Origin of the sequence: Occultella kanbiaonis (assembly GCF_009708215.1) — a bacterium.
In the GTDB taxonomy this organism is placed as follows: Bacteria; Actinomycetota; Actinomycetes; order Actinomycetales; family Beutenbergiaceae; genus Occultella; species Occultella kanbiaonis.
This window is the reverse complement of record NZ_CP046175.1, coordinates 5,257,288-5,281,682: the sequence shown is the minus strand read 5'-3', so window position 1 is coordinate 5,281,682 and position 24,395 is coordinate 5,257,288. Positions and strand designations below refer to the sequence as shown.

The following is a 24,395-nucleotide window of genomic DNA, read 5'->3' as shown; positions in this document are numbered from 1 at the left end:
CGAGGCGGGGTCAGTCGGTCCGGTCGCGCTGGGCGAGCACGTCCAGGTAGTGCTGGTTGAACATGAGCCCGAGGATGTTGCCGAACGGGTCGACCACGGAGGCCGTCACGAAGCCGTCGCCGCGGGTCGTGATCGGTTCGTGGGCCGTGGCACCGAGTGCGAGGGCCCGGGCCACGGCGGCGTCGAGGTCATCCACGGCCCAGTACGCGGTGGCGCCGGCGGGCTCGCCGTGCGGGTGTGGGGAGTATGCGGCGGACATGATTCCGAGCTCGTGGCTGTAGTCGCCGATCCGGAACTCGACGTAGGCCGGGTCGCCGGTCTCGGGGCGGGTGAAGTAGGGCGCGGTCCCGAGCAGTTCCGCGTACCAGCGGGCCGCCGCCGCGACGTCGTCGGCGAGGTAGGTGATCGTGGTGAGTCCGCGCAACATGTGCTGCTCCTTCATCGGTGGCTGATGAGGACAACGTTAGGAGCCGAACAGGTCAGATCCTGGCCGCTTCTCGGCGCGGGTCGGACGTGGTTGGAAACGAATCGCCTTCGGGTGGCCCGCCGCGGCGTCGTAGAGTGGAATCCCCACCCCAGCGGCCGAGATCGAGGTGAGAGCAGATGCCCGCCGAGACGATCACCGCTGCCACCGAATTCGTGGTGACGACCCTCGCGGTGCTCGCGGGCACCGCCGCCGTGGGCGTCGCGGCCGTGGGGACCGCGTTCTGGCTGGTGGTTCGCCGGGTGCGCCGCTCGAAGGCGCTGCGTCGCGGGGTGGACCGCGGCCTGCTCGGCGCTCGCAGCGTGGTGTCCGACGGCGCAGGTCGCCAGGGCGCACGCCTTCAGTTGGCGATCGCGCGGGAGCGGGAGGCGACCACCCGGGCGCTCACGGCCGCCGGCGCGCAGGGTCGCCCGGTCGGGGAGCTGCCCGCGATCGCCGAGCACCTGGAGACGGTCGCCGCCGGCCTGGACGAGCGGCTCAGACTCGTCGAGCGCGAGCCGGACCCGGCGCTGCGGGCCCGTCTCACCGAACGGATCTCGGGCGAGGTCGGTGAGTACCGGCGGCTCGCCACCGCGGTGCGGGAGTCCGCGATGGGCAACCACAGCGCCGCTGCCGAGTTGGGGGCCGCCGCCGAGCGGCTGCAGATCGAGGGTGAGGCCCTGCGCACCTGGGACCGACGCGCCGATCGTGACGCCCTGCCCGATCCGGGGACCGGTGGCCGTGGCTGAGAGCAGGATCCGTACGCGGCTGGTGCGCCTGGTGCGGGTGCGCCGCGCGGGTACCCCCAAGGGGGACCCAGCCGAGCGGCTCGCGGCCCACCTGTCCGAGCAGCAGGCGTTGCTCGCCACCGCGCGGCGCTCGCTCGTCGACCTGAGCGTGAGCCGCCGCCGCACGGAACTGCAGGCGGGACGCGCCGAGGACGAGGCGCGGGCCGCGACCGAGCGGGCCCGCCGGGCCGTCGCGGACGGGCAGGACGAGATCGGCAGGCGACACCTGACCGACGCGATCGACGCCGAGCGTCGCCGGGACGCGCTGCGCACGCGGTTCGCGACCCTGGACGACCAGGTCACCCACCTCGAGCAGCGCCTGGACCTGCTCGAGTCGCAGCTGCACCACGCCACCGCACAACTGCACGACCTGCGCGCCGACCGGGACGCCGCCACCGCAGCCCTGAACATCCAGTCAGCGCTCGGCGCCGCCGGGCCTCAGGCGGACCAGACCGCGCAGGCCCGCGACCACATGCGCCGTATCCAGGCCGAGGCGGCCGCCCGGGACGAGATCGCCTGGGACGACCCGGACTCCCCGCAGGTGCGAGCCGCGTTCGCGGACCTGGAGCGCACGATCGCCGCGAACCAGCGGCTGATCACGGGGCTCGACCAGCCGCCGCGCTGAGGGCAGCCGCATGCGACGGTGAACGGCGACCACCCGCCTCGCTGCCGGGCGACGACGGCGTCGCTCACCGCGACCCCGCTCACGCGAGGTCGCGCAGGGCCGCCTCGAGGTCGGTGTGCCGGAACTCGAACCCGGCGGCGAGGAGCTTCTCGGGGGCGACCCACCGGCTCTTGAGCACGAGCTCGGACTCCTGCCGCAGCACGAGCATCCCGATCTCGAGGAGCCATCGCGGCGCCGGCAGCCCGACGCGGGCGCCGACCGCCCGGCGCAGCCCTGCCATCAGCGTGGTGTTGTCGCTCGTCGCCGGGACGGCCAGGTTCACCGGACCTTCGAGGTCCGCACGGGTGTCGATGAACTCGACGGCCGCGAGCACGTCGTCGATGTGGATCCAGCTGAACCGCTGCCGCCCACCTGTGTGGTGATCGACCCCCCTCGACGTGGTGGGGTGCGGCCCGATCCCGCGGTAGCGGCGATGGGGCAGCCACCAGCCGTCGTATTCCGGCCCGCCGAGCCCGAACCGTGCGGCGGTGCGCAGCATCGGCAGCGCCCCGTCGTCGCCGAGGACGATCGCCATCCGTAACGCCACTCGGCGGGTCCGGGGCAGGTCGCCGTGGCTGAACACACGCTCCCAGTTGCGGGCCACGTCCACCGAGAACCCGCCACCGAGCTCGCCCGCGGCCTCGGTCTGCGGCCGGTCCATCGCGTGCCGGTAGATCGTCCCGGTGCTCGCGTTCAGCCACAGTCGGGGCGGTTGCGCGGCGCGCCCGACGGCACGGTGCAGGGCCAGCGTGGTCTCGATCCGGGACCGGTAGATCTCGTTGCGGTTCCGGTCGTGGTAGCGGCAGCCGACGCTCTTGCCGGCGAGATTCACGAGCAGGTCCGCACCGTCGACGAGCGCGTTGATCTCGGCCTGATCGCCCCAGCGGGCGTCCGGTCCGGACCGCCCGATCCGGTCCACGTCGTAGCCGCGGCGGCGCAGGTCGGCGATCAGGGCGGTACCGATGAAGCCGGATCCGCCGGCGACGACGGCGCGGGGACGTTCGTTCATATCGCGACCCAACCACGCCGGTCCGGCCGTGTCACATCGGCGTCAGGTCAGATCGGGGGCAGCCTCGCCGTCGGTGGGCGCCGGGCTCCCGGGGGTGGGGGTGGTCGCGGACGCCCGCCGGCGCCGCCGCCGGGTCACCCACACGATGGCGGCCACCGGCACGCCCACGATGAGCAGCCAAGGTGCGATCACACCGAGGAACACCAGCAGTCCGCTCGCGAACGTGACCAGCGCTCGCCAGCCGGTCTCGAGGCCGCCGAGGAAGCCCCCGGTCTCGATGGTCGGCTCGTACTGCGCTTCCAGGTTGACGTCCAGCGTGGACATCGAGACCTGATCGGCGAGATACGCGCGCTCGGCCTGCAGCGACTCGAGCTCCGCCTGCCGCTCGCTCAGCGCCGACTCGGCCGCGAGCAGGTCACCGCTGTCCGCGGCGTCCGCCATGATCTGCAGCAACCGGTCGGTGGAGGCCTGCAGCGCCAGGATCCGGGCGTCCAGATCCACCGCGACCTGAGTGACGTCCTGGGCGCTCTGGTTCAGGTCGTGGACCTCGCCGAGCTCGTCCAGCTCGTCGATCAGCGCGTTGACCTCGTCGGCCGGCACCCGGATGGTCAGGTGCGCCGAGCCGAGGGAGTCCGGCCCGTCGGATCCGGCGGCCCGCTCCGAACGCTGGTCCACCCGGCCGCCGGCCGTCTCGGCGAGCAGGGCCACCCGGTCCGCGGCCTCCGCCGGGTCCTCGACCACCACGGTCGCGGACCCGGTGGTGATGATCTGCCGCTGGGTGTCGCCGCTGATGTCGCGGTCGGCCGCCTCCTGCTCGGCGACACTGCCGCCGTCGCCGCCCGACAGGTGGCCGGCATCGCCGCCTGCACCCTCCGATCCGGATCCCGATCCGGCGTTCGAGCACCCGGCCACGAGCAGCGTGCCGAGAAGGAATGCGAGGCCCCACCGCAGTCGCGTCATGACCGGGACCGTACGGGCCGAACGGGCTGCGGGGAACGGCTGTTGCCAAGTTGTGGCCCAACCGTGCCGCGAGCGTGACCAGGATCCGCCGGCGGTGACCCCACTCGAAAACCGTTGGACGCCGTAGGGACCTTGCGACGAGCATCGCGGTCATGACCCGCATCGAGGACCTGACCCAGTCCGAGCTCTGGGACGCGACCGCGGCCGCCGACTACGACACCCCCGGCGAGGGCATGTTCGCCCCGGAGGTGCTCGGCCCCACCGTCGAGCGGCTCGCGGCGCTGGCCGACGGCGGACGTGCCCTGGAGTTCGCGATCGGCACCGGCCGGGTCGCGATCCCGCTGGCCGAGCACGTGCCGGTCACCGGCATCGAGTTCTCGGAGCCGATGGTCGCGCAGCTGCGCACCAAGGTCGGCGAGGCCGAGCTCCCCGTGGTCGTCGGGGACATGGCGACGGCGGACGCCGGCCTGGGCGACTACGGTCTCGTCTATCTCGTGTTCAACACGATCTCGAACCTGCTCACGCAGGACGAGCAGGTCGCCTGCTTCGCGAATGCGGCCCGTCACCTGCGGCCGGGCGGTGCGTTCGTCATCGAGCTGTGGGTGCCCGAACTGCGCAAGCTCCCGCCGGGTGCCCCGGGCACGCTGTGGCAGGCCGACGACGGCTACGTGGGCCTGGACACCTACGACGTGTTGAACCAGCGGGTGGTCTCCCACCACTTCCGGTTCGGGGACGGTCGCGAGGCCACGCTGGGCCGCAGCCCGCACCGCTACATCTGGCCAGCGGAGCTGGACCTGATGGCCCGGCTCGCCGGGTTCGCGCTGGAGAGCCGGCACGCGGACTTCGCCGGTGCGGAGTTCACGGCCGAGTCCCGGTCCCACGTATCGGTGTACCGGCTGCCCGCGTAGGCTCGCCGGAAGCGGTTCGGGCGTGCGGGCCGAGTCCTGACGAGGGGAGCGGTGCGATGCCACGGACCGTCCAAGCGGTCACGGACCTTCGGATCGTGCCCGCGAACGAGGCAACCTGGGATGACCTGGCGGCGATCCTCGGTACCCGCGGCGAAGGATCGCGGTGCCAGTGCCAGCGGTACAAGCTCGCCCGCGGCGAGGCGTTCGCCAACTTCCCGGTCGCCGAGCGCGCGGCCCGGCTGCGGGAGCAGACCGAGTGCGAGAATCCCGGCTCGGAGACCACCAGCGGACTCGTCGCCTATGACGACGGTGAACCCGTCGGGTGGTGCGCGGTCGAACCACGCCCCCACTACGACGGGCTGGTCCGCGTCGCGCGGGTGCCGTGGACCGGGCGTGACGAGGATCGCGCCGATGCGGGGATCTGGGCCGTGACCTGCGTCTTCACCCGAGCCGGCCACCGTCGCAGGGGGATCAGCCATGCCCTGGTGCGGGCCGCCGTCGACCATGCGCGAGAGCGTGGCGCCCGCGCCCTCGAGGGCTACCCGACCAGGACCGCGGGCACGATCGAGCAGGACCTGCACGTCGGTACCATCGCAGCGTTCGCCGCGGCGGGACTCGTCGCGATCGGTGAGCCGAGCCCGCGGCGGGTCGTCATGCGGATCGACTTCTGACGTCAGGCCGCGGCGATCGGCGGCTGCGGCACGGCGTCGGCTCCGCCCCGATCCTCGAGGAAGTCGGCCCAGCTGCGCTCGCCGTGCATGACCGGCTCGACCGCGAGATTGGCGCCGTCGCGGTAGGCGCGGCCGACCTTGCCCGGCAGCCCGAAGGGGAGGACCGGGCGTCGCGAGCCCCGGGCCCGAAGGTAGGCCCGGACCGCGTCGGGCGCGTCGTAGACCGCCGGGCCGACGAGGTCGGGCACCGGGCCGGCCGGACCTGCGAGGGCGAGGTCCACCAGCCGGTGGGCGACCTCGTCCGCATCGACGGACTGCAGCCGCATCCGGGGAACCGGTGCGACCGGCAGCTTCGCCAAGGACCGCGCCAGCGTCAGCACGAAATCGTGGAACTGGGCCGCGCGCAGCACCGTCCACGGGACCTCGGCCGCGGCGACGGCGCGCTCCAGCCCGGCCTTCTCCCGGAAGTACCGCAGCGGCATCGCGTCGGCACCGACGACCGAGATCGCGACCAGGTGACCGACCCGGGCACGTCGTGCGTGCTCCGTGACCACCTGCGCGGCGGCGGCGTCCCCCTTGGGTCCGCCGGCCAGGTGGAGCACCGTGTGGACGCCCTCGAACGCTGCCTCGAGGCCGTCGCCGGTCGCGACGTCACCGAGCACGTAGGTGACGCCCGGCTCGTCGTCATGCGGCCTACGGCTGAGCACACGCACATCGTGGTCGGCGGCGCGCAGCCGGGCCAGGACGAGGCGGCCGAGGGTGCCGGTGCCGCCGGTGAGCAGGATCGGGGAGGTCATGATGGTCTCCTGTGGGTCGTGGTGGATTCGGACGCCGTCACACCGGGCCGGCGCGGCGGGTCACTTCTGTGACACGCACGGACGAAGGGATGTGACATGGACGGCGGCGACGACCTCACCGGGCTGTTCGAACGGGAGCGACCGCGACTGCGCGCGGTCGCGTACCGGATGCTCGGCTCACTCGCCGAGGCGGACGATGCGCTGCAGGACGCCTGGCTGCGCGCCGAGCGGGCGGGCCTGGCCGGGGTCGAGAACCCGGCGGGCTGGCTCACCACGGTGGTGGTGCGCACCTGCCTGAACCGGCTCCGGGCGCGGACGAACCGTCGCGAGGACGGGCTCGATGACGCCGTTCTCGTGCCGGATCCGCTGCTCGGGCCGGCGGCCGGAGCGGACCCGGAGCAGGAGGCGGTGCTGGCCGACTCGGTGGGCCTCGCGCTGATGGTCGTGCTGGAGACGCTGCCGCCGGCCGAGCGGCTGGCGTTCGTGCTGCACGACATGTTCGCCGTACCGTTCGACGAGATCGCCCCGATGCTCGAACGTTCGTCGGCCGCGACGCGGCAGCTCGCGAGCCGGGGACGCCGGCGCGTGGCCGCCTCGGCCACCGAGCCCGACCCGGACGTGCGGGCGCAGCGCGCGGTCGTGGACGCTTTCTTCGCGGCGTCCCGCGACGGTGACCTCGACGCGCTGGTGGCCGTGCTGCACCCCGACGTCGTGCTCCGGTCCGACGGCGGCCGGTCCCGTCCGCAGATGTCGATGACGCTGCACGGGCCGGCTGCCGTATCGCGGCAGGCCTTCACCGCGTCGCGGCTCTCACCGTTCGTGCATCCGATCCTCGTCAACGGCGCCGCCGGGGTGGTGGTCGCACCGCACGGGACGCCGCAGTTCGTGATGGCGTTCACGGTCCGGGACGGGCTGGTCGTGGCCATCGACGTGCTCGCCGACCCGCGCCGGCTGGCCGACCTCGAGCTGCCGCCGTTCGGTGGCTGAGCGGGCCGCTCGGGTCCGCCGGCCCAGTGGGCTCACGCGGCCAGGTGCCGCTCGGCGCGCGCCACGACCCGGGCCACCTCGTCCGCCGGGCGGTCGTGCAGCACGCTGAAGGCGACCTGCTGCAACCCGACAGACCGCCGGAACACCTCCGCGCGCGCAACGGTGGCGGGATCGGCGAGTGCTGGCGCGAGCGCCCAGCCATGCCAGGACGCGAGGCTGGACAGGTCCTCGGCAGGGTCGTCCAGGGCGGTCAGGTCCCAGTCGAGGACCCCGCTGACCCGGCCGTCGTGCCAGAGCACGTTCGAGCCGGCGAGGTCGCCGTGGTTGACGACCACCGACGGAGGCTCGAGACCTGCAAGGGCATCGATGCGCCGTCGGGCCTCGTCCTGCAGGTTCGGGCTCAGCAACTCCACGACGCGATCGCGCAGCACCTGCTCCCAGTCGGCGCCGCCCATGAACGATCGCGGCTGCGCCAGGTGCGGTCGGAGCGGTCCGGGGTCGAGGGAGTGCACGGCCTCCAGCAGGTCTCGGATCGGCTCCGGGTCGCCCTCGTTCGGCGGATGCGGCTCGCCCTCGACCAGCAGCGTCGGGATGGCCTGGAAACCGTCGATGGTCACGGGTTCGCCGGTGGACTCCGGCACCGCGAACGGCAGGGCCGGCAGGGCGTCGACGAGGGCCTGGGCCCGGCGCAGCTCGCCGGCAACGGACGGCTGGCGCGCGACGCGCAGGGCGGTGCGGCCGGCGAGCACGACGAGGGTGCTCGAGCCGACCTCGATCCAGGTCGCGTCCGGAGGGCGCGCGCTCTCGCCGGCGGCGCGGAATCCCTCCTCGAGCAGCGCGTCGAGGGTCTCCCGCGGCGGCCGGACGTAGCGGGTCTCGGTCGTCATCGGTCCACGGTACCGAGTCGCAACCGTGGCCTTCGGGGAGTGCGGGCCACGCTGTGCCGGCCTCGATCGCGGAATCCGCCGGAGCTGCCGTGCCGGACTCGTCAGCGTGGACCTCGGAACTCGGCGGCCCGATCGTTGAGGTGGCGCCGGGTCCCAGGGTCGACGGTGAGTGCGGCCGCCCGGTCGAACGCCACCGCGGCCTCCTCGCCGCGCCCGGCTGCGCCGAGCAGGTGTGCGCGAGTCGCCCAGGCGGGCTGGAAGAGGTCGGCGCCATCGGGCAGCGCAGCGAGGCCGGCCTCGGGGCCGTCCAGGCGGCCGACCGTTGCCGCGAGTGCCACCTGCGCGCCGAGGGTCGGCGCGAGCAGCACGAGCGCCGAGTAGAGGGTGCGCAGCGCCTGCCAGTCCGTCACTCCGGTGCGGCGCCGGTCGCAGTGCACGGCCTGGACCGCTGCCTCGAGCTGGAACCGTCCGAGCCGGTCGGTGGCCGACGCCCGCCGGAGGTACGCCTCTCCGTCGGCGATCAGGTCCGTGTCCCAGGCTGCCGGGTCCTGCTCGGCGAGCGGGACGAAGTCCGCCCGCCGAGTCGGCGACCGGGCCAGCGACAGCGAGATCAGCGCGGCCAGGCCGAGCACCTCGGGTTCGTCCGGGAGCAGCGTGGCGAGCGTGACGGCGAGGTAGTGGGCCTCGCCGGCCAGGGAGTCCGGGGACCGCAGTGGCGCCTCCTCCGGACCGCCGGTGAGCGTGACCGCATAACTGCCGTACACGGCCTCGAGGACGCCGGGCAGCCGCTGCGCCAGGTCACCGCGTCCCGGAACGGCGAACGGGATCCGGGTGTCGGCGATCCGGCGCTTGGCCCGGACCAGACGCTTGGCCATCGCCGCCGCGCCCACCCCGTACGCCCGCGCGATCCTGGCGGCGTCGAGGCCGAGCACCACCTGCAGCATGAGTGGGGTGCGGGCCGCCGCGTCGATGGCCGGGTGCGCGCACACGAACAGCAGTGCCAGTCGGCGCTCGCCGATGGCGTCGGGGTCGAGGGCGTCCAGCGGCGACGTCAGCGGCGCGGTGTCACCCGGGTCGGCCGGGAGCGGTGCCCTGGTGCGGTGGGCGGCCGACTTCCACACGTCGCGCTGGCGATTGCGGGCGACGGCAAGGAGCCAGCCGTCCGGGTTGGCGGGCACACCGTGCTCGGGCCACGTCCGCAGGGCACGCTCGAGCGCGTCGGACAGGGCGTCCTCGGCGAGCATGAGGTCCCCGGTGGGTGCCGCCAGGATCGCGACCAGCCGGCCGTAGGAGGTGCGGGCGGCGCGCTCGGCGGCCGCCCGCGCCTCGGTCGTGTTCACGCGTTCGGTTCCCACCCGCCGTCGCGCACGTAGGTCGCGCCCGGGCGGACCTCGACGGCGCCCCAGGCGACGCCCGGGGCCTGCCGAGCCCACTCGAGTGCGGCGTCGAGATCTGGCACGTCGATGACGAACGTGCCACCGAGCTGGTCCTTCGTGTCGGCGAACGGGCCGTCCTGGATCCGGAGCTCACCGTCGACGGTGGTCAGCGTCGTGGTGCTGGTGGATGGCTGCAACACCTCGCCGGAGAGCAGGACCCCGGCCTGGTGCAGTGCCAGGGCGTAGGCGGAGAACGCCCGTCGGCCCTCGGTCATGACCTCCTCGCCGAGCGTCTCGTCGGTCTCTTCCGAGTAGTGCAGCAGGATCGTGTATCGCATTGGTCTCTCGTTTCCTCGTGGGTGGTGACACACCCATGACGATCGAGCGTCGGCCCGATGGACAGGTGCCGGCAGCACCGTTCAGCCGACCGCGATGGCCTCGATCTCGACGAGCAGGTCCGGCGCGGCCAGACCCTGGACGATGAGCAGGGTCGTCGCGGGCGGGTCGGGCGGGAGGGTCGGTCCGGCCGCGGCCATGAACGGTTCCACGTTCGCGGGATCGGTCAGGTAGATCGTGATCTTGGTGATCGACTCAGGGCCGAGGCCCGCCTCGGCCAGTACGGCGCCCAGGTTGGCGACCGCCTGGGCTGCCTGTGCGGCGATGCCCTCGGCGGTCCGCCCCTGCGCGTCGACGCCGACCTGGCCCGAGACGAATACCAGCTTCTGTGGCCCAGTGACTTCGATGCCCTGGGCGTAGAACGGCGACACCGGCACGCTCGCCGGGTTGAGTGCTCTCAGCATCGGTCTTCCCCTCGTCCGGTCGCGCGCATGGGGCAGCGACTCGGTGCAAGGCTGTCACGCCGGTGAGACAGTGGGAAGGTCGCCGGAGGGCACACAGAAGCGCTGGGCCACGGGGGCCGTGCGCGTGCCTCAGGTGCGCGGCTCGAAGGTGAGGCAGTCGGCCAGGTCGGTGCCGGCGCCGATCCGGACGGCGGGGGCGCTGCACTCGAGGTCGACGTTGTGCACGCAGTCCACGCGCTGGCAGGCGCCCACTGCGGCGAGCACCGTGGACAGCCCACCCTTCGTGGTGAGTGGGATGAAGGTGGCGCACTGCGCGTCGACGCCGGTGCCACCGATCGTCACCGCCGCGGCGTGGCAGCCGTCGTGGTTGTAGGAGCAGCCTGCCACCGTGCACTCGGTGACGGAGGGGAGATCGGCGAGCGAGGTCATGACGTTCTCCTTGGGGCGAGGTTCGAACCAGGAATAACCTCAAGGTAAACCCGAAATGCCACGGTGTATAGCAAGGCAGTACTGCCTAAGTCCAATTCCTGCATTAACCTCACAGCCGCAATGCGAAAGCCCTACGGCATTAACGTAACGTCGCCAATCCGTAAATCATTCAACGTTCGTCGGCTGCATCGGGACCGGCGTGCCCCGCCCTGATCGCATCGGCGAACCGTTGCCGCAGCGCGTCGTCGTGCAGCGCCGGTTCGCCGACTCCCGCGGTCGACTCCTCGATCGGTCCGGGCGTGAGGAGTCGGCGCATTCCGATGCGCAGGGCACGCTGGTCGATCGCGTGACTGCCGCCGAGGGACAGCAGTGCCGCACCCTCGTCCAGGGCGGCCAGGAGCGCTCCCAGCTCGTTGGACTGCAACGGGTCGCGCTCGGATCGGGACTGCGCCGCGACGGTGGTGTAGCCCTCGACGAGGATCGTCATGCGCTTGCCCATCTGCTCGCGCAGGCGCGTGTCCCGGGCGGCGGTCGCGATGAACTCGAGGGTGGCAAGTGCGAATCCCGCGATCAGTTCCGAGGCCTCCTCGCCGTGTGACTCCTCGGGGCCGCCCTCGAATGCCTGGTGGTGCTCACCGACGTTCCAGCCTCCCTCGGCGAACGCCACCTCGATATTGGCGTCGATGACCGCGAGGAACAGGTCCGCCTTGCCGTCGAAGTTGGAATACACGGCGCCCTTGGAGAAGCCCGCATCTCGCGCGATCGTCTCGAGGTTCGCGCCGTGATAGCCCTGCTCGGCGAAGGCGCCCCGGGCGGCGACCACGAGCGCGTCCCGGGTCTGCTGCTGCTGGTCGCGGCGGGAGCGGGGGGCGGTGGTCATCGGCCCATGCTAGGCGGGATCCGACGATTGACGTACCGACGGTACGCAGATACCGTCAGTATTCCAATACCGACGGTATCCAAGGAAGTGGCGCCATGAACGACGATGTCCTGCGGGTCGACGGCCTGACCCGGCGCTTCGGTGCCGTGGTGGCCAATGACGACGTGTCCTTGCGCGTGCGGCCGGGCGCCGTGGTCGGGCTGCTCGGTCACAACGGCGCCGGGAAGACGACGCTCGTCTCCCAGGTGGTCGGCCTCCTGAGGCCCGACGCCGGCAGCATCAGGGTCGGTGGCGTCGATGCGGTGGCTGAGCCCGCGACCGCCCGCCGGTCCGTGGCCCTCCAGCCCCAGAGCCAGGCACCGATCGACGGGCTCACGCCTCGATCGGCCATCGAGATGTCCGGGCGGATCCGTGGCCTGTCCCCGACCGCGGCACGTGCGGCCGCGGAGAGTCTCGCCGAGGAACTCGACATCGGCGAATGGCTCGACCGTCGAGCGCTGCCGGAGGGCCGGGGGCTCTCCGGCGGGATCCGACGCCTCACCGCCTTCGCGATGGCCGTCGCCGCGCCCACACCATTGGTGATCCTCGACGAGCCCACGAACGACATCGACGCCGCACGCCGTCGGTTGCTGTGGCAGGCGGTGCGTCGCCGCGGTGACGCCGGTGCCGGCGTGCTGCTGGTGACCCATAACGTCGCGGAGGCGGAACGGATCGTCGACGATCTCGTCGTCCTGCACCGAGGAGAGGTCGTCGCCGCGGGCTCGCCCGCACGGTTGCGCGGCACGACCGGCAGCGACCTGTGCCTCGAGCTTCAGTACGCACCGGACGCCGTCGACCTCGAGGCCGCCGACGGCGGACCGTTGCCGTTCCCGACCCGCCGCACCGTTCGCTCCGGTCGCCGGGTGCTGCACACCGTTCCGACGGACGCCGCCGCCGCGGCCGTCCTGTGGGCGGCGACGCTGCGCGAACGGGAGCTGATCGACGGATACGCCCTCGGCCCGGCAACGCTCGAGGACGCCTACCTTGCCCTGACCTCGAGCGACGTCGACGACGCCGAGCCGGTATCGACCGGGACCGAGGCCGCCCATGTCTGAGCACGCCGTCGCCGATCGGGCCAACCCGAGGCCGCCAGCGCCCGTGCAGGTCAGCCTCGCCACCACCTACCTCACGCTGTTGCGCTGGACGCTTGCGCAGATCGGCGCGATGCTGCCGCTGATCATCGTCGTCCAGGCCATGCTGGCCGCCGGGATCGTCGTCGGGTTCGGATTCCTCATCCCGAACATCGATGCCGCGACCGCGCTGTTCCTCTCGACCGGCGCCCCAACCGTGCTGCTGCTCACGATCGGGCTGGTCATGGTGCCCCAGGGAGTCTCCCGGTCCCGCACCGATGGAACGTTCACCTACATGCGCGGGCTGCCCGTCGCCCGGCCGCTGCTACTCGCGGCCGACCTCACCGTATGGCTGCTCATCGGCCTGCCCAGCGTCGCCGTAGGCGTGCTTGTCGCGACGCTGCGCTACGACATCGCCCTCTCGTTCGACTGGCCCGTGCTCATCGCCGCCACGCTCCTGGTCACGCTCATGGCGACGGCGGTGGGTTATGCGATCGCGGTGAGCCTGCCTCCGATGCTGGCGCAGTTGGTCAGCCAGGTGCTCGTGTTCTTCGTGCTGCTGTTCTCGCCGGTCACGTTCGGCGTCGGCCAGTTGCCGGAGTGGTTCCAGGCCGTGCACGACATCCTGCCGGTCCGGCCCGCGGCCGATCTGCTCCGCGCCGGGCTTGCCTCCGACGTGTTCGGTGCGAGCCTGCGCGACCTCGCGGTGCTCCTGGCCTGGACCGCTGCCGGCGTCGTGATCTCGGTACGGGCGCTCGTGCGCAGGCGGTGACCCGCCGCTCGCTCGCTCGCGAATGAATTCCCTGGGGTGGCCGCCACCCGGACCGGCAGGATGGCCGCGTGACCGAAGACGCGGCGAAGGTACTTGTCCTCATCAGCGGACCCATCGCGGCCGGGAAGTCCACGCTCGCGCACGCGGTCACGAAGCGCCTGCGGGAGCAGGGCCGGACCGTGGCGCTCGTCGATCTGGACACCGTCGCCGAGATGGCGTTGCCCACCCTGCCGGACTGGGACTGGGCGCATGAGATCCACGCGCGGTTGGTCGGCCACTGGGTCCGGGTGCCGCTGGACGTCGTGGTCGACGAGGGCACGTCGTCCCGGGCGGAGGTGGCGCGGGTGCTCGCAGAAGTGCCCGCCCAGACGGCGGTGGTCACGGTGGTCCTCGTCGCGGAGGTGCGGCGCTCCTGGGAGCGTGCCCAGGGCGATCCCACGCGCGGGGTGAGCAAGGACCGGGACTTCCTCGAGCGCGTCTACCGGCACTTCGAGGGCGAACTGCCCGGCCTCGAACGTGACCTCCTCCTCGACGTCGAGTCGACCTCGCCCGAGGAGTGCGTCGCGTCCGTCCTGGCGGAGGTCGAACGGCGCCTGACCGCCTGACCGCACGGTGGGCCGGTCAGAGTGCCGGGCCGATACGGAACTCGTGTCGGAACGCCCAGAGCATCCGCACCGCCCGCGGCAGTGCCGTCCCCTGAGCCATGAACCGGAACTGCTCGAGCGTGCGCTGCGGTGGCGTGATCCGCCAGCTCGCGCGCGCCTGGCCAGGTCCGGCGTTCCACATCCGGTGCGGCGTGCGGGGCGAGATCGTGACCTTCTGACCGACTCCGAGTACCCGGGGCTCGGCCCGACCGAGCTCCACGGTGAGTTCGCCCTCCAGTACCTCGAACTCCTCCCGCTGGTGCGGGTGCCAGTGCCGTGGCGGCGGCTCGCCAGGCTGCCAGATCGACTCCAGCTCGAGGGCCTCGGCCGAATGATGCCTCACCTGCAGGACCTGGGCGGGGCTCAGTGCGATGTGCTCATCCGTCATGCGAGGTCTCCCTCCGGGGTGGACCGACGCCCCCGGTCGAGCGTGATCCGTCATCGGCCATGCTCCACCACCACGTCCCGACCGTCGACTGCCGCGATCCGGGGGGCCGACGGCGCCGACCCGGTCCTTCAGGGGGCGAGGGTTCGCTCGCGGTGCCTTCGCACGGCGGCACGGTTGGCGCAGCGCACGGAGCAGTAGCGCTGCCGCCCGTTGCGGGTGATGTCGACCACGACTGCCGTGCAGGGTTCGGACGCGCACCGCCCGAGCCGGTGCATCCCGCGGGTGACGAGGTGGAGCGAGGTTCCGACGCTGATCACGGCTCGCAGGACCGAGGGGAGGGACTGGGGGTCGTCCCGGTAGTGCAGGTGCCACCCCTCGTCGTCGTGGTCGGTGAGCCGCGGATAGGCCGCGGCCGCGGCCATCTCCGCGTTCAGCAGCTCCGCACGCCGATCCGGATCGGCGGCGTCGACGACGCGTAGCCAGTCGTCGATGACGCTCCGCACGCCGTCGTGGTCGTCCGGTGCTTCGGGAAACGCCATCGTCATGCCGAACGCGCGGGTCCTCGCCTCGATCCCGCGGCGGTCGGCGGGCCATTCGTTGGCGAGGGAGGCCGCGAGCAGGACCGCATACTCGCCGTAAGGGTTGAGATGCATAAGACCATTACACCATGGTGGATCTCATGACCACCAGCCAGACCCGATCCCCATCGCATCGCCCAGTCGCAACTGCCGAGCACGAACACGCCTGGTCGACGGAGTCGCGGCACCCGACCTCGTCGGGGCATGTCGTCTACGTGAGGTGCGGAAGCTGCGGCCTCCGCCGGGTGGATCTTCAGCAGCGCCATGACACGCCGCCCGCGCCGTTGAGCATGCTGCTCGGCGTCGCATCGGGACCCGCCCGGTGACGCCGCCGGGATCTTCGATCACCCGGATTCGCCCGCGACCTGCAGACTGTGGCAATGACGTGGTCACGCGAACAGGTCAGGCGCGCATCGCAGGAGTGGGCGTGGGCACCTCCGGGGTCGGAGCTCGTCGAGATCCCCGGGCGGCTGACTGCCGTCGTGACGCCGGCTCGTTCGGTCTCGGTGACATGGTCCACCGGCACCGATCTCGAGGGCACCTGGCACAGGGTCGAGGAGCTTGCAGCTGAACACGACGCAGCATCCATCGCGTGGACCGTGACCGATGACCAGGGTGAGCTCAAGGAGTTCCTCATCGGACGCCGCGCCACGTTGCACGATGCCACCGAGATCCAGGCACGGGCCCTACCTGTGCCACCGACAGCCGTAGACCCATCGGTGCGATGCGCCCTCGTCGACTCCGAGCAGACCGTCCGCGACGCCACCGCAGTTGCCACGCGGGTCTGGGGCGGCACCCCGCCGACGGACGAGGAGCTGCGCGAGCAGGTGCGGGAGGCAACGAAGCCGCTCGACCGGCGCACCGGATTCCAGGTCGTCGCGTACGTCGACGACGTGCCGGCGGCGACCGGCGGTGTCACGCGTGCCGGCGAGGTGGCGCGGCTGTGGGGAACCTGCACCGCTCCAGAGGTCCGCCGTCGCGACGCCTACCGGGCGGCCACGGCCGCGCGCCTGGCGGTCGCTGCGGACCTCGGTTGCACCCTCGCCCTGGTGAACGCGCTGGTGGACACCTCCGCGCCGATCCTCGCCCGGCTCGGGTTCACCAGTTACGGGTCCAAGCGCACCTATCGCTTGGCACCGGACCACGGATGAACCTCGGAGCGTCCTGTCGGCGCGAGGGTGACTCCCGTGAGCTCGTCGTAGCCCGGCGTCACGCAGTACCCGTGGTCAGGTGAGTCCCGCGATCCAGTGGGCTGAAGCCGGCTCGCAGGTACGTCTCCCACGGAGCCGGGTAGTACGGCAGGGGCGCGCTGTTGATGAAGACGGTGTGGCCGCCGCGGGCGGCGACCAGACGGCACGTCTCGAGGGCCAGCGCCGTGGCCAGTCCGTGCCGGCGGTGATCCGGAACGATTCCCAGCGGTTCGATCTCCGCCCAACCGGTCTCGGGATCGAACCAGACCGTGCAACACCCCGCCAGTGAGCGATCGGGCGCTTCGATGACCAGGTCGAGTTCCCGGTCGTACAGCCAGGTTCGCTTCATGACCGAGAATGCCTGCTCGGTGAAGCGGCTCTCATCCTCGGGATCAATCCCGCTGCGGATCTCCTCCGGATAGGGCATTCGCGCGGGCTTCCAGGCGCGCCGATGTGCCTGCACACGGGCGGCGTCCTCATCAGGATCCATCGCCCGGATCCGGTAGCCGTCCGGCACGTCGACGTCCACGTCGCCTGCGGGGTGGACCAACCCTGCGATGGCACCGGCGTTCGCGTCGTCCGTGAAGCCGCGCGCCGTGAGTGCACCGCGGACCAGTGGGCGCGCGTGGTACACCGGAACGCTCACCTTGGTGCCGCCCGCATTCTCGACCAACCAGTCCGCCAGCACCGCGGCGCTGCTCGCGTCGTCGGGTCCGCACTCGATGCGACCCTCACCGTCGGCGAGCCCGGCCCAGCCAACGACCCGCCCCTGACCATCGCGAGCGACGCAGACGGCGGACGGCAACTGATCGGTGGCCGATTCCCAACCGAAGCCTCCGGGATGCGTCCCTGCGGGGAACCACGCGGAGAGCGCGCGCTGGACCTGCGCCGTCTGGTCGCTCGTGTAGGACTCGAGCAGTGTCATTCGGGCAACTCCCTGATCGCAGCGACGGATCGGCCGAGCATTGGGAGGCTAGGCGCGACGTCCGCGATTTGCGAGTGCATAAGCCTGCCGGCGCCGACGGGTCGGAACACACTCAGAGGTCCACCTACCCGAACGACGCACTGGTTGCTTCCCTGGGGCTCGCATCGAGACCATGGTGCTTGTGGAGCCTCGAGGGCAGGTCGGCGTGCGGTTGCTACGGCGGGCGTGGGAGCTCTCCGCTGACAGGCTGGAGCAACGCTGTGTCGGCCTCTCAGATGCCGAGCTGCTGTGGGAGCCCGTGCCCGACTCGTGGAACCTGATCGCCGATCCCGAGCATCCGGGCGGGTGGACCTACCAGTACGAGTTCAGCCCGCCACAGCCTCATCCGGTGACCACGATCGGGTGGCGGCTGGTCCACATCACCGCCGACAACTGGATCTACACCGAGCATGCCTTCGGAGCCGGGATCCGAGACTTTCCCGACCTGCCTGTTCACGGAACCGCCGTCGAGGCACTCGCTGACTGGAGAGCCAGCCGGGAGCCGCTGATGACGTGGCTCGATGGTGCGCATGACGACGACCTCGGCGAGCCACGTCCAAGTCACCTGGGGGAACCCATGACTGCCGGCGAAGTGGTGCGGATCCTGCTCGACGAACAGATCCACCACGGAGCGGAGATCGCACTGCTTCGAGATCTGTACCGACGCCGCCACGAATGACCTGGCGGGGTGCAACCGGGCGCACCGCACGGTTGAGTCGGTGGCAGCTCTGACGTCGTTCGTGGCAGAGGGAGTCCAGAACTCAGCGGCCGTCGGCCACGAGCAGAGCCAGGCCGTCGACCAGCGCATTCAGGTCTGCGGAGGTGACCGCATCCCGCCGCAGCCTCGTGCCCAGCTCGAGCTGGACCCCACGAACTCCGGTGCTGTCGGCCAGGGACCGCGCCAGTCCCGGCGAACCGTCGAAGGGCGTGTCGACCGACACGTCGAAGGTGCGTTCCAGCGACTGGACCAAGCGCGTGACGCCGCTGTCACCCCGGCAGCCCGCTGTGCCGATGTTGATGTCGACCTGATGCCTCGCTGCCAAGCCGTGGATGTCGACGACCCAACTGGCTCCGGTCGCCCCGACGACGTGCCTGGCGAGTTCGTTGAAGGCGTCGTCGCTGGCTGCCGTCTCGGTCTCCTCCCGGGAGCCGATGGCACTGATCAATGAGCCACCGAACGCCTCTGCGACGCTCTCTGCAACGGCGCCGGTCCAGAACTCGGCGGCCTTCTCGCGACCCCCTCGATGATGGGTGACGCTGTGGGGCGCGAGGACCAGCAACGCCGAGGGACGCACCCGGACCACCATGGCCTCGCGGATCGCGCTGTGTCTCAGGTCGCCGAGGCGGTACTTGAGATCGAAGATGTGGTGCCGTGCGACGGAGACGGCTTTCACCGGCCTGCTCCTGCACCGTGGTTCATGTTCACAGTATCGCTCGGAAACGAGCAGGCCCATCTGTGATGGTGGGCGGGGGGGAACCGCGCGTCACGGATCAACGCTCGCCGCGCTCACTGATCCGATACGCCCGCAACAGGTGCGCCATGATCGCCAAGCCGGCCACCATGGCCGTGGAGTGCTCGATCCCGGCCGCGACCGGCGACTTCAGCGGCTCGAGCTCGGTGATGGGGACCAGCAGCCAGAGCACACGCCATGCGTTCCAGGCGAAGAGCGAGCCCGACGCCACGAAGCCCGCCGTCATCGGCAGCCACATCGGCAGACGTGCGCGGGCACGGCCCGACAGCGCCCAGACGCTCCATGCGCCGACGACGGCCCAGGCCGCGCTCGTCCCCACCAGGAGCCGCGAGTCGAGGTTCCACAGGCCGAGCGCGTCGGGGTTGAGGCCGAGTGTTCCGCCCGCTGCCCAATAGATCCAGAGCAACGTCGGGACCGCGGCCGCTGCCACCGTGAACGCCAGCGACCTCGCCGAGGCGACCTCGCCACCGCCCGATCTGCCCGTGAATGCGCGGGGCCAGCGTTCGCGCATGTAGACCGGGACGGCGACGAGCAGCCCGACAGCCATGCCGGTGAAGCCGATCATGATGAGCGCCGACTCCCACCTCGGAAACGGATCGCTCCCACTGCCCGATTCCGCCCCGGTCGCGCCCAGCAGCGCCGACAGTGCCGAGTACGGCAGCAGCGACACGAGGAACCCGCTCGCGATCCAACTGAATCCGATCACCAACCGGCCCGGGAGACGTCTTCCCCACGGTTGCGCGAAAGCGAGCCCGAGAGCGACGCCGAACGCGGCCATCCCGACGGTGATCACGTTGAGGGCGATCCACTCACGCGGGTTGGTGTCGAACGCCCCGGGCACCGCGCCGAGGAACGCGCCGATCACCCACGCGACCTTGACGGCCAGGTACAAGGACATCGTGCCTGCCGCCCCGAAACCTGCGATGCGGCGAGCGCGCACCCAGCCCGGCGACACCGCCCCATCGTCGACCACCGACGCCTGCCCCTTGTCGCTCATCTGAATGAGCCTGCTACCGCGCGTCGGGAGGTCGCCTCACCCGGCAGTGTGAGAGACCTCCCTCGCGCGGGTGAGAGCCGTTCCCGTCCGGGTGCACATCAGGCCGCCAAGAGGAGTACGAGGGATCCGAGCGCGAACGCGAAGAAGAGTGTCGGGAACGCGATGCTGTGGAAGACGCGAGCACGAACATGCGCGATGAGCGCAGTGAGGTAGAAGAGGGTGAGCCCGGAGGCGGCCAGAATCCCGATCAGCGGAAGCCCTGCAAGGCCGACGACGAGGCCGGCCGCGCCGGCCCCCTTGAGAACAGCGAGGGCCGGCAGCCAGGCGTCGGGCACTCCGACCTCTCTGGAGTTCGCGATCACGAACTTGGCCTGCACGATGTCCCCGATCACTACCGCGGTGTTCATGACGACCGTGATGACGATCACGATGATGGTGGCGGCGGACATCGACATTCCTTTTGCTTGGGTCTGGAGCAGCAGCCCTATCCTGCCTGGATCGGGAGCCCGCAACGTGGCGCGGCCGGCGCCGACCGCGACGCCCCCGACCGGGATCAGCTGGAGCAGCGGATCGAATCGATCGCCCCGACCACCGCCATGTTCACGAAACGCTGAGTTCCTCGGCCAGTTCCTCATGCCCGGCGTGGGCGGCCCAGTCCGATGGCGTGCCGGAGAAGCGTTCGTCCTCGGCGGTCCGGTCGGCGCCGTGGTCGACCAGCCACCGACACGTCGCCGAATCGCCGCGGAAGGCGGCCTCGTGCAGCGCCGTGGTGCCGCACCTGCCGCGTGCGCTCACGTCGTACCCGAGGTCGACCAAGAGGGCCAGGGCGGCGATCCCGTGCTGCTCGGCGGCCAGACGCATGGCATCGGGCCTCCTCGCCGGTAGATCTGGCAACGGTCCGACCCCGCGCGTGTCGCCGGCGAACGCGGCGGACAGCAACAGGTCGTAGTCGTCGAGTCGGTCGCTGCGCCCGCCCGCCGACGCCAGGAGGCCGACCGCCTCGCGGTGACCGTTGCGCACCGCGATCTCGTAGGCGGTCTGGTCTCCGAGATTCGGGTGGTAGCCGACGGTGTTGGGGTCGACGCCGTGCTCCAGCAGCAGACGGACCCGTTCGGTGTAGCCGCGCTCAGCTGCGCTGCGCAGGTGCTCACCGACCATCTGCTCGGGCGTCGGGTAGGCCGCGCCGAGACGGTTGCGCCACACGCTCGGATGAGGGTGTCCGGCACCGTGGGACAGCAACGGCGGCAGATGGGAGTCGTCGGGGGTGAACATCCTGTTGTAGAACGCCTGGTTGTCGTTCGGGTCGGCGCCCGCAGCGAGCAGTGTCGTCGCAAGTGCGACGGCGGCCCGGTGGGGCGGCTCGCCGCGCTCACCGCCTCCGAGCGCACCGGTGAGCGCCGTGAACGGCGAAGCGAATCGGCGCCACAGGAACCCGGCGTTGGGGTCGGCGCCGGTGTTGAGCAGCACCTGCACCGTCCGCACGGCATCGCCGGTCCCGAGCCGGGAGTAGCACGCGTACAGGAGCGGCTCCCAGCGGTGTGGCCCGCCCTGGCGATCGGCCTGTGCCGGGTCGTCGCGCAACAGCTCTGCGAGTTCCTCGGCACGCCCGCAGGCGGCCATCGTGTGCGCGGAACCTACCGCCAGTGTTGGATCCTGGGCCAACATCGCTCGGGCATCGGAGCCGTCGGACCATTGGGTGTAGTTGAGTGTGCCGAGGCGCAGCAGACGGTCCTCCGGGCTGTCGTCCTCGCCGGTCGCTGCCATCGGTCGCCCGAACGTGCCCAGCGTCTCGAGATGCTCGCGCAGCCGTGACCAGCCCGGGAAGCCGAACGCACGAGCGAGCACGCGCTGAGCCCGCGAGAGCTGGATGGCCTCGCTCGGTGAGCCCGGATCGAAGGCGTTGACGAGTTCAACTGCCAGAGCATGCTCGTCAGCGTCGGGATCGCCGAACGCGCGACGCAGTTGCTTGGCCCGGGACCTGAGCCACTCCAGGCTCGGATCGTCGGGCAGATTCCATCGGGCTTCGGGCATCACGCCCTCCTTCGCGTCGATCCCGATGTCCGCGCCGTCGGGGCGAAAGAGGCCAGGGGCTGCTCTTGGTGTTGCAGATCAGGTGGGCTGTGCCCTGCCCGCGGACCGGAGGCGCCCTGAGCGCACTCCGACCGTACCGCCGGCCGCGGCGTCCCGCTAGCCGTTGGCCGTGAGGCCGGATGGAGTGAGGTGAGGTTCTCGCCCGAACTGGTCCGAGGTGGGGAACGTGGGAGCGCAGTGGGACGTCGTGGGGGACCGCGTCGGCACCTACACCTCACCGATCTCGTTACCCGGCCGGCTCAACACGACTTTGCTGATCGCTGGCACCGCGTCGTCGCTTGAGCGTGCACTCACGCTGCGCCGATCACTGGCTGGTCGACCTCAAACCATGGTGGCTCGGGTGAGCGTAGTCCGACCCGGAGTTGATCATTCCGGCCCACGCCGGTGCGGGTCCACAATCGAGAGCCAGAATCCGCGAAGTTGCGGCAGAGAACAGGTCGGCTCAAGGAGTTGGGCGAGACGATGGTCGCAGGGCACGCTGCACCTGATCGGGCCCCTCGACTTCGAGCTGCACGATGCGCCGGCCGGGCTGGTCTGCCACGACCTTGCGAACGTCGTCGTCCATCCGGATCTCGATGCCGTTCGCGTCGGTCCTGCCGTGTGGTGGCCAGTAGCGAGGCGTCACGTGAGCAGGCGACGGCGGTAGCCCTCGGCCACCGCCGCGGCTCGATCACGAACGCCGAGCTTGTCGTAGATGTGCTGGAGATGGGTCTTGATGCTCGCTTCGCCGATGAACAACGTTGCGGCTGCCTCTCGGTTCGAGCGGCCGTTCGCGACCAGTTGCAGCACCTGCCTCTCTCGATCGGTCAGGGTGCCGGCGCCGGGCCTGCGAACCTGTCCCATGAGGTGCTGCGTCACCGACGGCGCCAGCACCGACTCTCCACGCGCGGCTGCCCGGACGGCCCGCATCAGCTCGTCGGGCAGAGCATCCTTCAGGAGATAACCGATCGCACCCGCCTCGATCGCCGGCAGTACGTCGCTCTCGCTGTCGAAGGTGGTCAGGATCAGCACTCGGGCACTCGAGCCCTGCTCGCGCAGGGCCGCGGTCGCGGTGACGCCGTCCATCTCGGGCATCCGAAGGTCCATGAGCACGACGTCGGCTGCCAGCGACATCGCACGGTCGATGCCCTCGGCGCCGTCCCCGGCTTCACCGACCACAACGATGTCCTCGACGTCCGCGAAGCTGTCGCGAAGACCGCCCCTCACGATCGGATGGTCGTCGACAACCAGTAGTCGAATCACCGGCCCGTCTCCTTCCGTGACCTCGTGCCCACGGGGGCGATCGCCGGTACGCGCGCACTGACGGATGTCCCCTCGCCGGCTGCGCTCTGCACCTCCACGTGACCGCCCACCCCTCTGATCCGCTGGCGCATGCTCGTCAGGCCGAAGCCGGCGCCAACCGTGTTCGCGAACCCGCCTCCATCATCGCGTACGTCCAGCAGCACCTCGGTGCCCGTGTACGACAGCGTGACACCGACCCGCGAGGCCTCCGCGTGCTTCGCCACGTTGGTCAGCGACTCCTGCGCGACCCGGAACAGGGATACCTCGATCGCCGGGCTCAGTGGCTCTCGGGTGCCGGTGACGTCCACGCGCGCGTTGATCCCCTGGTCCTGCGACCATCGCTCGGTCAACGTGCGCAGTGCGTCGGGGAGGTGTGCTCGCCCGAGCTCCTGGGGAGCGAGCGCCTGCACGGAGCGTCTGGCCTCGGTCAGACTGCTGCGCGCGAGACGAAGTGCACGCGCAACGTGCTCTTCGGTCTCGTTCTGCACGCTCGCGGAACGCTGCGCTGCCTGGAGTTGCGTGATGATGCCGGCGAGACCCTGGGCAAGCGTGTCGTGGATTTCGCCGGCCAGTCGCTGCCGCTCATCCTGTGCCCCGGACTCACGGGCCTGGGCGACCAGTTGCGCATGGAGCCCGGCGTTCTCGTGCAGTGCCTCCTCGAGGCGCTCGACGAGTTCCTCCCGCTTGCGTTCCTCCGGCTCGCTGCGCGCGGTCAGCAGGATGCCCACCCCGATCGCCGTGGTCTGCACGGCGACTATCAGTAGGAACTCCGCGAGTACCTCCGGGCTCGGGTCAGCCCACACGCGCATCACCGAGCCGTTGAGGGCCACGGAGGTGGCCAGGACTGCGAGCACTCCCAACGGCCACGGCCTGAGCAAGTACGCCTGGAAGAAGCCCGCGATGGTGAAGACGAGGAACACGTCGGAGTACGTCATAAGGGTGACGCACAGTGCTAGCAGCCCGACGAAGTAGATGCCCGCCGGCACGGGCCGAAGCGTCCTCCGCCTGATGGGCAGCGTTTGCCCGAACAGCACCCACAGCCCCGAGGCCGCGACCAGCCCGAGGGCGGAGGCGCCCCCGGGCCAGAAGCGTTCACCAGAGGCAGGAAGCACCCGCGAGAAGTAGGTCGCCGTCGAGATCGTCAGCAGCAGCCACGGTGTGAACAGTTGCAGCAGGTCCCAGACCCGCAACTGCTCCTTCTTCCAGGCCAACCGGGAGCGATTCGCGATCTCCGCTTCTTCCGCGATGGCGGAAGCGTGCGTACTGGAACTCCGGCGCTCACTGGCCCCG

At 71.1% G+C, this 24,395-nt stretch carries 29 protein-coding genes; 10 read left to right on the top strand and 19 right to left on the bottom strand.

Annotated features, from left to right (window positions below; translation table 11 throughout):
- Positions 1–10 precede the first annotated feature (10 nt).
- Positions 11–427: a VOC family protein gene (locus GKS42_RS24220; protein ID WP_154796159.1), complete on the bottom strand. Its 417-nt coding sequence runs from the start codon at positions 425–427 to the stop codon at positions 11–13.
- Positions 428–603: 176 nt separating this feature from the next.
- On the opposite strand from GKS42_RS24220, the gene GKS42_RS24215 reads away from it, so the two are divergent.
- Together GKS42_RS24215 and GKS42_RS24210 are read left to right on the top strand one after the other, a co-directional pair.
- Complete coding sequence (locus GKS42_RS24215; RefSeq protein WP_154796158.1) at positions 604–1,212, top strand: hypothetical protein; 609 nt, start codon at positions 604–606, stop codon at positions 1,210–1,212.
- On the top strand, positions 1,205–1,876 hold the full coding sequence (locus GKS42_RS24210; RefSeq protein WP_154796157.1) for a PspA/IM30 family protein: 672 nt from the start codon (positions 1,205–1,207) through the stop codon (positions 1,874–1,876). The genes GKS42_RS24215 and GKS42_RS24210 overlap by 8 nt, the downstream gene beginning before the upstream one ends.
- 79 nt (positions 1,877–1,955) lie before the next feature.
- Here GKS42_RS24210 and GKS42_RS24205 read toward each other — a convergent pair whose 3' ends face one another.
- Positions 1,956–2,924 (bottom strand): epimerase, encoded by a 969-nt coding sequence (locus GKS42_RS24205; RefSeq protein ID WP_154796156.1) that lies wholly within the window; start codon positions 2,922–2,924, stop codon positions 1,956–1,958.
- Positions 2,925–2,966: 42 nt separating this feature from the next.
- On the bottom strand, positions 2,967–3,884 hold the full coding sequence (locus GKS42_RS24200) for a DUF4349 domain-containing protein (protein WP_154796155.1): 918 nt from the start codon (positions 3,882–3,884) through the stop codon (positions 2,967–2,969).
- A gap of 152 nt (positions 3,885–4,036) precedes the next feature.
- Between GKS42_RS24200 and GKS42_RS24195 the strand changes: the two genes are divergently transcribed.
- A complete protein-coding gene (locus GKS42_RS24195; protein WP_210769262.1) occupies positions 4,037–4,792 on the top strand; it encodes a class I SAM-dependent methyltransferase in 756 nt (251 codons plus the stop codon).
- Positions 4,793–4,848: 56 nt separating this feature from the next.
- Positions 4,849–5,463, top strand: coding sequence for a GNAT family N-acetyltransferase (locus tag GKS42_RS24190; RefSeq protein WP_154796154.1), 615 nt, complete (start codon positions 4,849–4,851; stop codon positions 5,461–5,463).
- A gap of 2 nt (positions 5,464–5,465) precedes the next feature.
- Here GKS42_RS24190 and GKS42_RS24185 read toward each other — a convergent pair whose 3' ends face one another.
- Positions 5,466–6,260 carry an SDR family oxidoreductase gene (locus GKS42_RS24185; protein WP_154796153.1) on the bottom strand — a complete coding sequence of 265 codons (795 nt, stop codon included), beginning with the start codon at positions 6,258–6,260 and terminating at the stop codon, positions 5,466–5,468.
- 96 nt (positions 6,261–6,356) lie between these two features.
- Between GKS42_RS24185 and GKS42_RS24180 the strand changes: the two genes are divergently transcribed.
- A complete protein-coding gene (locus GKS42_RS24180; RefSeq protein ID WP_154796152.1) occupies positions 6,357–7,247 on the top strand; it encodes a sigma-70 family RNA polymerase sigma factor in 891 nt (296 codons plus the stop codon).
- A 32-nt stretch (positions 7,248–7,279) separates the two neighbouring features.
- Here the strand turns inward: GKS42_RS24180 and GKS42_RS24175 are convergent, their stop codons facing one another.
- The 6 genes from GKS42_RS24175 to GKS42_RS24150 form a co-directional block, all read right to left on the bottom strand.
- On the bottom strand, positions 7,280–8,134 hold the full coding sequence (locus GKS42_RS24175; protein ID WP_154796151.1) for a phosphotransferase family protein: 855 nt from the start codon (positions 8,132–8,134) through the stop codon (positions 7,280–7,282).
- A gap of 101 nt (positions 8,135–8,235) precedes the next feature.
- The gene (locus GKS42_RS24170; protein WP_154796150.1) at positions 8,236–9,474 is read right to left on the bottom strand and encodes an RNA polymerase sigma factor; all 1,239 of its coding nucleotides are present in this window, start codon (positions 9,472–9,474) and stop codon (positions 8,236–8,238) included.
- On the bottom strand, positions 9,471–9,848 hold the full coding sequence (locus GKS42_RS24165; RefSeq protein WP_154796149.1) for a YciI family protein: 378 nt from the start codon (positions 9,846–9,848) through the stop codon (positions 9,471–9,473). Before GKS42_RS24165 ends, GKS42_RS24170 begins: the two co-directional genes overlap by 4 nt.
- An 81-nt stretch (positions 9,849–9,929) precedes the next feature.
- A complete protein-coding gene (locus GKS42_RS24160) occupies positions 9,930–10,310 on the bottom strand; it encodes a RidA family protein (protein ID WP_154796148.1) in 381 nt (126 codons plus the stop codon).
- A gap of 129 nt (positions 10,311–10,439) precedes the next feature.
- Complete coding sequence (locus tag GKS42_RS24155; protein WP_154796147.1) at positions 10,440–10,739, bottom strand: DUF1540 domain-containing protein; 300 nt, start codon at positions 10,737–10,739, stop codon at positions 10,440–10,442.
- Between the two features lie 169 nt (positions 10,740–10,908).
- Complete coding sequence (locus tag GKS42_RS24150; protein ID WP_154796146.1) at positions 10,909–11,619, bottom strand: TetR/AcrR family transcriptional regulator; 711 nt, start codon at positions 11,617–11,619, stop codon at positions 10,909–10,911.
- A 95-nt stretch (positions 11,620–11,714) separates the two neighbouring features.
- Between GKS42_RS24150 and GKS42_RS24145 the strand changes: the two genes are divergently transcribed.
- From GKS42_RS24145 to GKS42_RS24135, 3 genes are all read left to right on the top strand, one after another.
- Entirely contained in the window at positions 11,715–12,713 is a 999-nt protein-coding gene (locus GKS42_RS24145; protein ID WP_154796145.1) for an ABC transporter ATP-binding protein, read from the top strand.
- Entirely contained in the window at positions 12,706–13,500 is a 795-nt protein-coding gene (locus GKS42_RS24140) for an ABC transporter permease (protein ID WP_154796144.1), read from the top strand. The genes GKS42_RS24145 and GKS42_RS24140 overlap by 8 nt, the downstream gene beginning before the upstream one ends.
- A 68-nt stretch (positions 13,501–13,568) precedes the next feature.
- Positions 13,569–14,105: an AAA family ATPase gene (locus tag GKS42_RS24135; RefSeq protein WP_154796143.1), complete on the top strand. Its 537-nt coding sequence runs from the start codon at positions 13,569–13,571 to the stop codon at positions 14,103–14,105.
- A 16-nt stretch (positions 14,106–14,121) separates the two neighbouring features.
- Here GKS42_RS24135 and GKS42_RS24130 read toward each other — a convergent pair whose 3' ends face one another.
- Together GKS42_RS24130 and GKS42_RS24125 are read right to left on the bottom strand one after the other, a co-directional pair.
- Positions 14,122–14,532 carry a cupin domain-containing protein gene (locus GKS42_RS24130; protein WP_168217973.1) on the bottom strand — a complete coding sequence of 137 codons (411 nt, stop codon included), beginning with the start codon at positions 14,530–14,532 and terminating at the stop codon, positions 14,122–14,124.
- Positions 14,533–14,660: 128 nt separating this feature from the next.
- Positions 14,661–15,185, bottom strand: coding sequence for a CGNR zinc finger domain-containing protein (locus GKS42_RS24125; RefSeq protein WP_154796141.1), 525 nt, complete (start codon positions 15,183–15,185; stop codon positions 14,661–14,663).
- A 305-nt stretch (positions 15,186–15,490) separates the two neighbouring features.
- Here GKS42_RS24125 and GKS42_RS24120 point away from each other — a divergent pair, with 305 nt between their 5' ends.
- On the top strand, positions 15,491–16,261 hold the full coding sequence (locus GKS42_RS24120) for a hypothetical protein (RefSeq protein ID WP_154796140.1): 771 nt from the start codon (positions 15,491–15,493) through the stop codon (positions 16,259–16,261).
- A gap of 58 nt (positions 16,262–16,319) precedes the next feature.
- On the opposite strand, the gene GKS42_RS24115 is transcribed toward GKS42_RS24120, so the two are convergent.
- A complete protein-coding gene (locus GKS42_RS24115; RefSeq protein ID WP_154796139.1) occupies positions 16,320–17,225 on the bottom strand; it encodes a GNAT family N-acetyltransferase in 906 nt (301 codons plus the stop codon).
- 172 nt (positions 17,226–17,397) lie between these two features.
- Between GKS42_RS24115 and GKS42_RS24110 the strand changes: the two genes are divergently transcribed.
- Positions 17,398–17,943, top strand: coding sequence for a DinB family protein (locus tag GKS42_RS24110; protein ID WP_154796138.1), 546 nt, complete (start codon positions 17,398–17,400; stop codon positions 17,941–17,943).
- A gap of 82 nt (positions 17,944–18,025) precedes the next feature.
- Here GKS42_RS24110 and GKS42_RS24105 read toward each other — a convergent pair whose 3' ends face one another.
- From GKS42_RS24105 to GKS42_RS24080, 6 genes are all read right to left on the bottom strand, one after another.
- Positions 18,026–18,718 (bottom strand): hypothetical protein, encoded by a 693-nt coding sequence (locus GKS42_RS24105; protein ID WP_154796137.1) that lies wholly within the window; start codon positions 18,716–18,718, stop codon positions 18,026–18,028.
- 37 nt (positions 18,719–18,755) lie between these two features.
- Complete coding sequence (locus GKS42_RS24100) at positions 18,756–19,733, bottom strand: hypothetical protein (RefSeq protein ID WP_154796136.1); 978 nt, start codon at positions 19,731–19,733, stop codon at positions 18,756–18,758.
- Between the two features lie 98 nt (positions 19,734–19,831).
- Complete coding sequence (locus GKS42_RS24095) at positions 19,832–20,182, bottom strand: DoxX family protein (protein ID WP_154796135.1); 351 nt, start codon at positions 20,180–20,182, stop codon at positions 19,832–19,834.
- 151 nt (positions 20,183–20,333) lie between these two features.
- Positions 20,334–21,764, bottom strand: a complete 1,431-nt coding sequence (locus tag GKS42_RS24090) for an ankyrin repeat domain-containing protein (RefSeq protein WP_154796134.1) — start codon at positions 21,762–21,764, stop codon at positions 20,334–20,336.
- 681 nt (positions 21,765–22,445) lie between these two features.
- Positions 22,446–23,066 (bottom strand): response regulator, encoded by a 621-nt coding sequence (locus GKS42_RS24085; RefSeq protein ID WP_154796133.1) that lies wholly within the window; start codon positions 23,064–23,066, stop codon positions 22,446–22,448.
- Positions 23,063–24,316 carry a sensor histidine kinase gene (locus tag GKS42_RS24080; protein ID WP_210769261.1) on the bottom strand — a complete coding sequence of 418 codons (1,254 nt, stop codon included), beginning with the start codon at positions 24,314–24,316 and terminating at the stop codon, positions 23,063–23,065. The genes GKS42_RS24085 and GKS42_RS24080 overlap by 4 nt, the downstream gene beginning before the upstream one ends.
- Positions 24,317–24,395 lie beyond the last annotated feature (79 nt).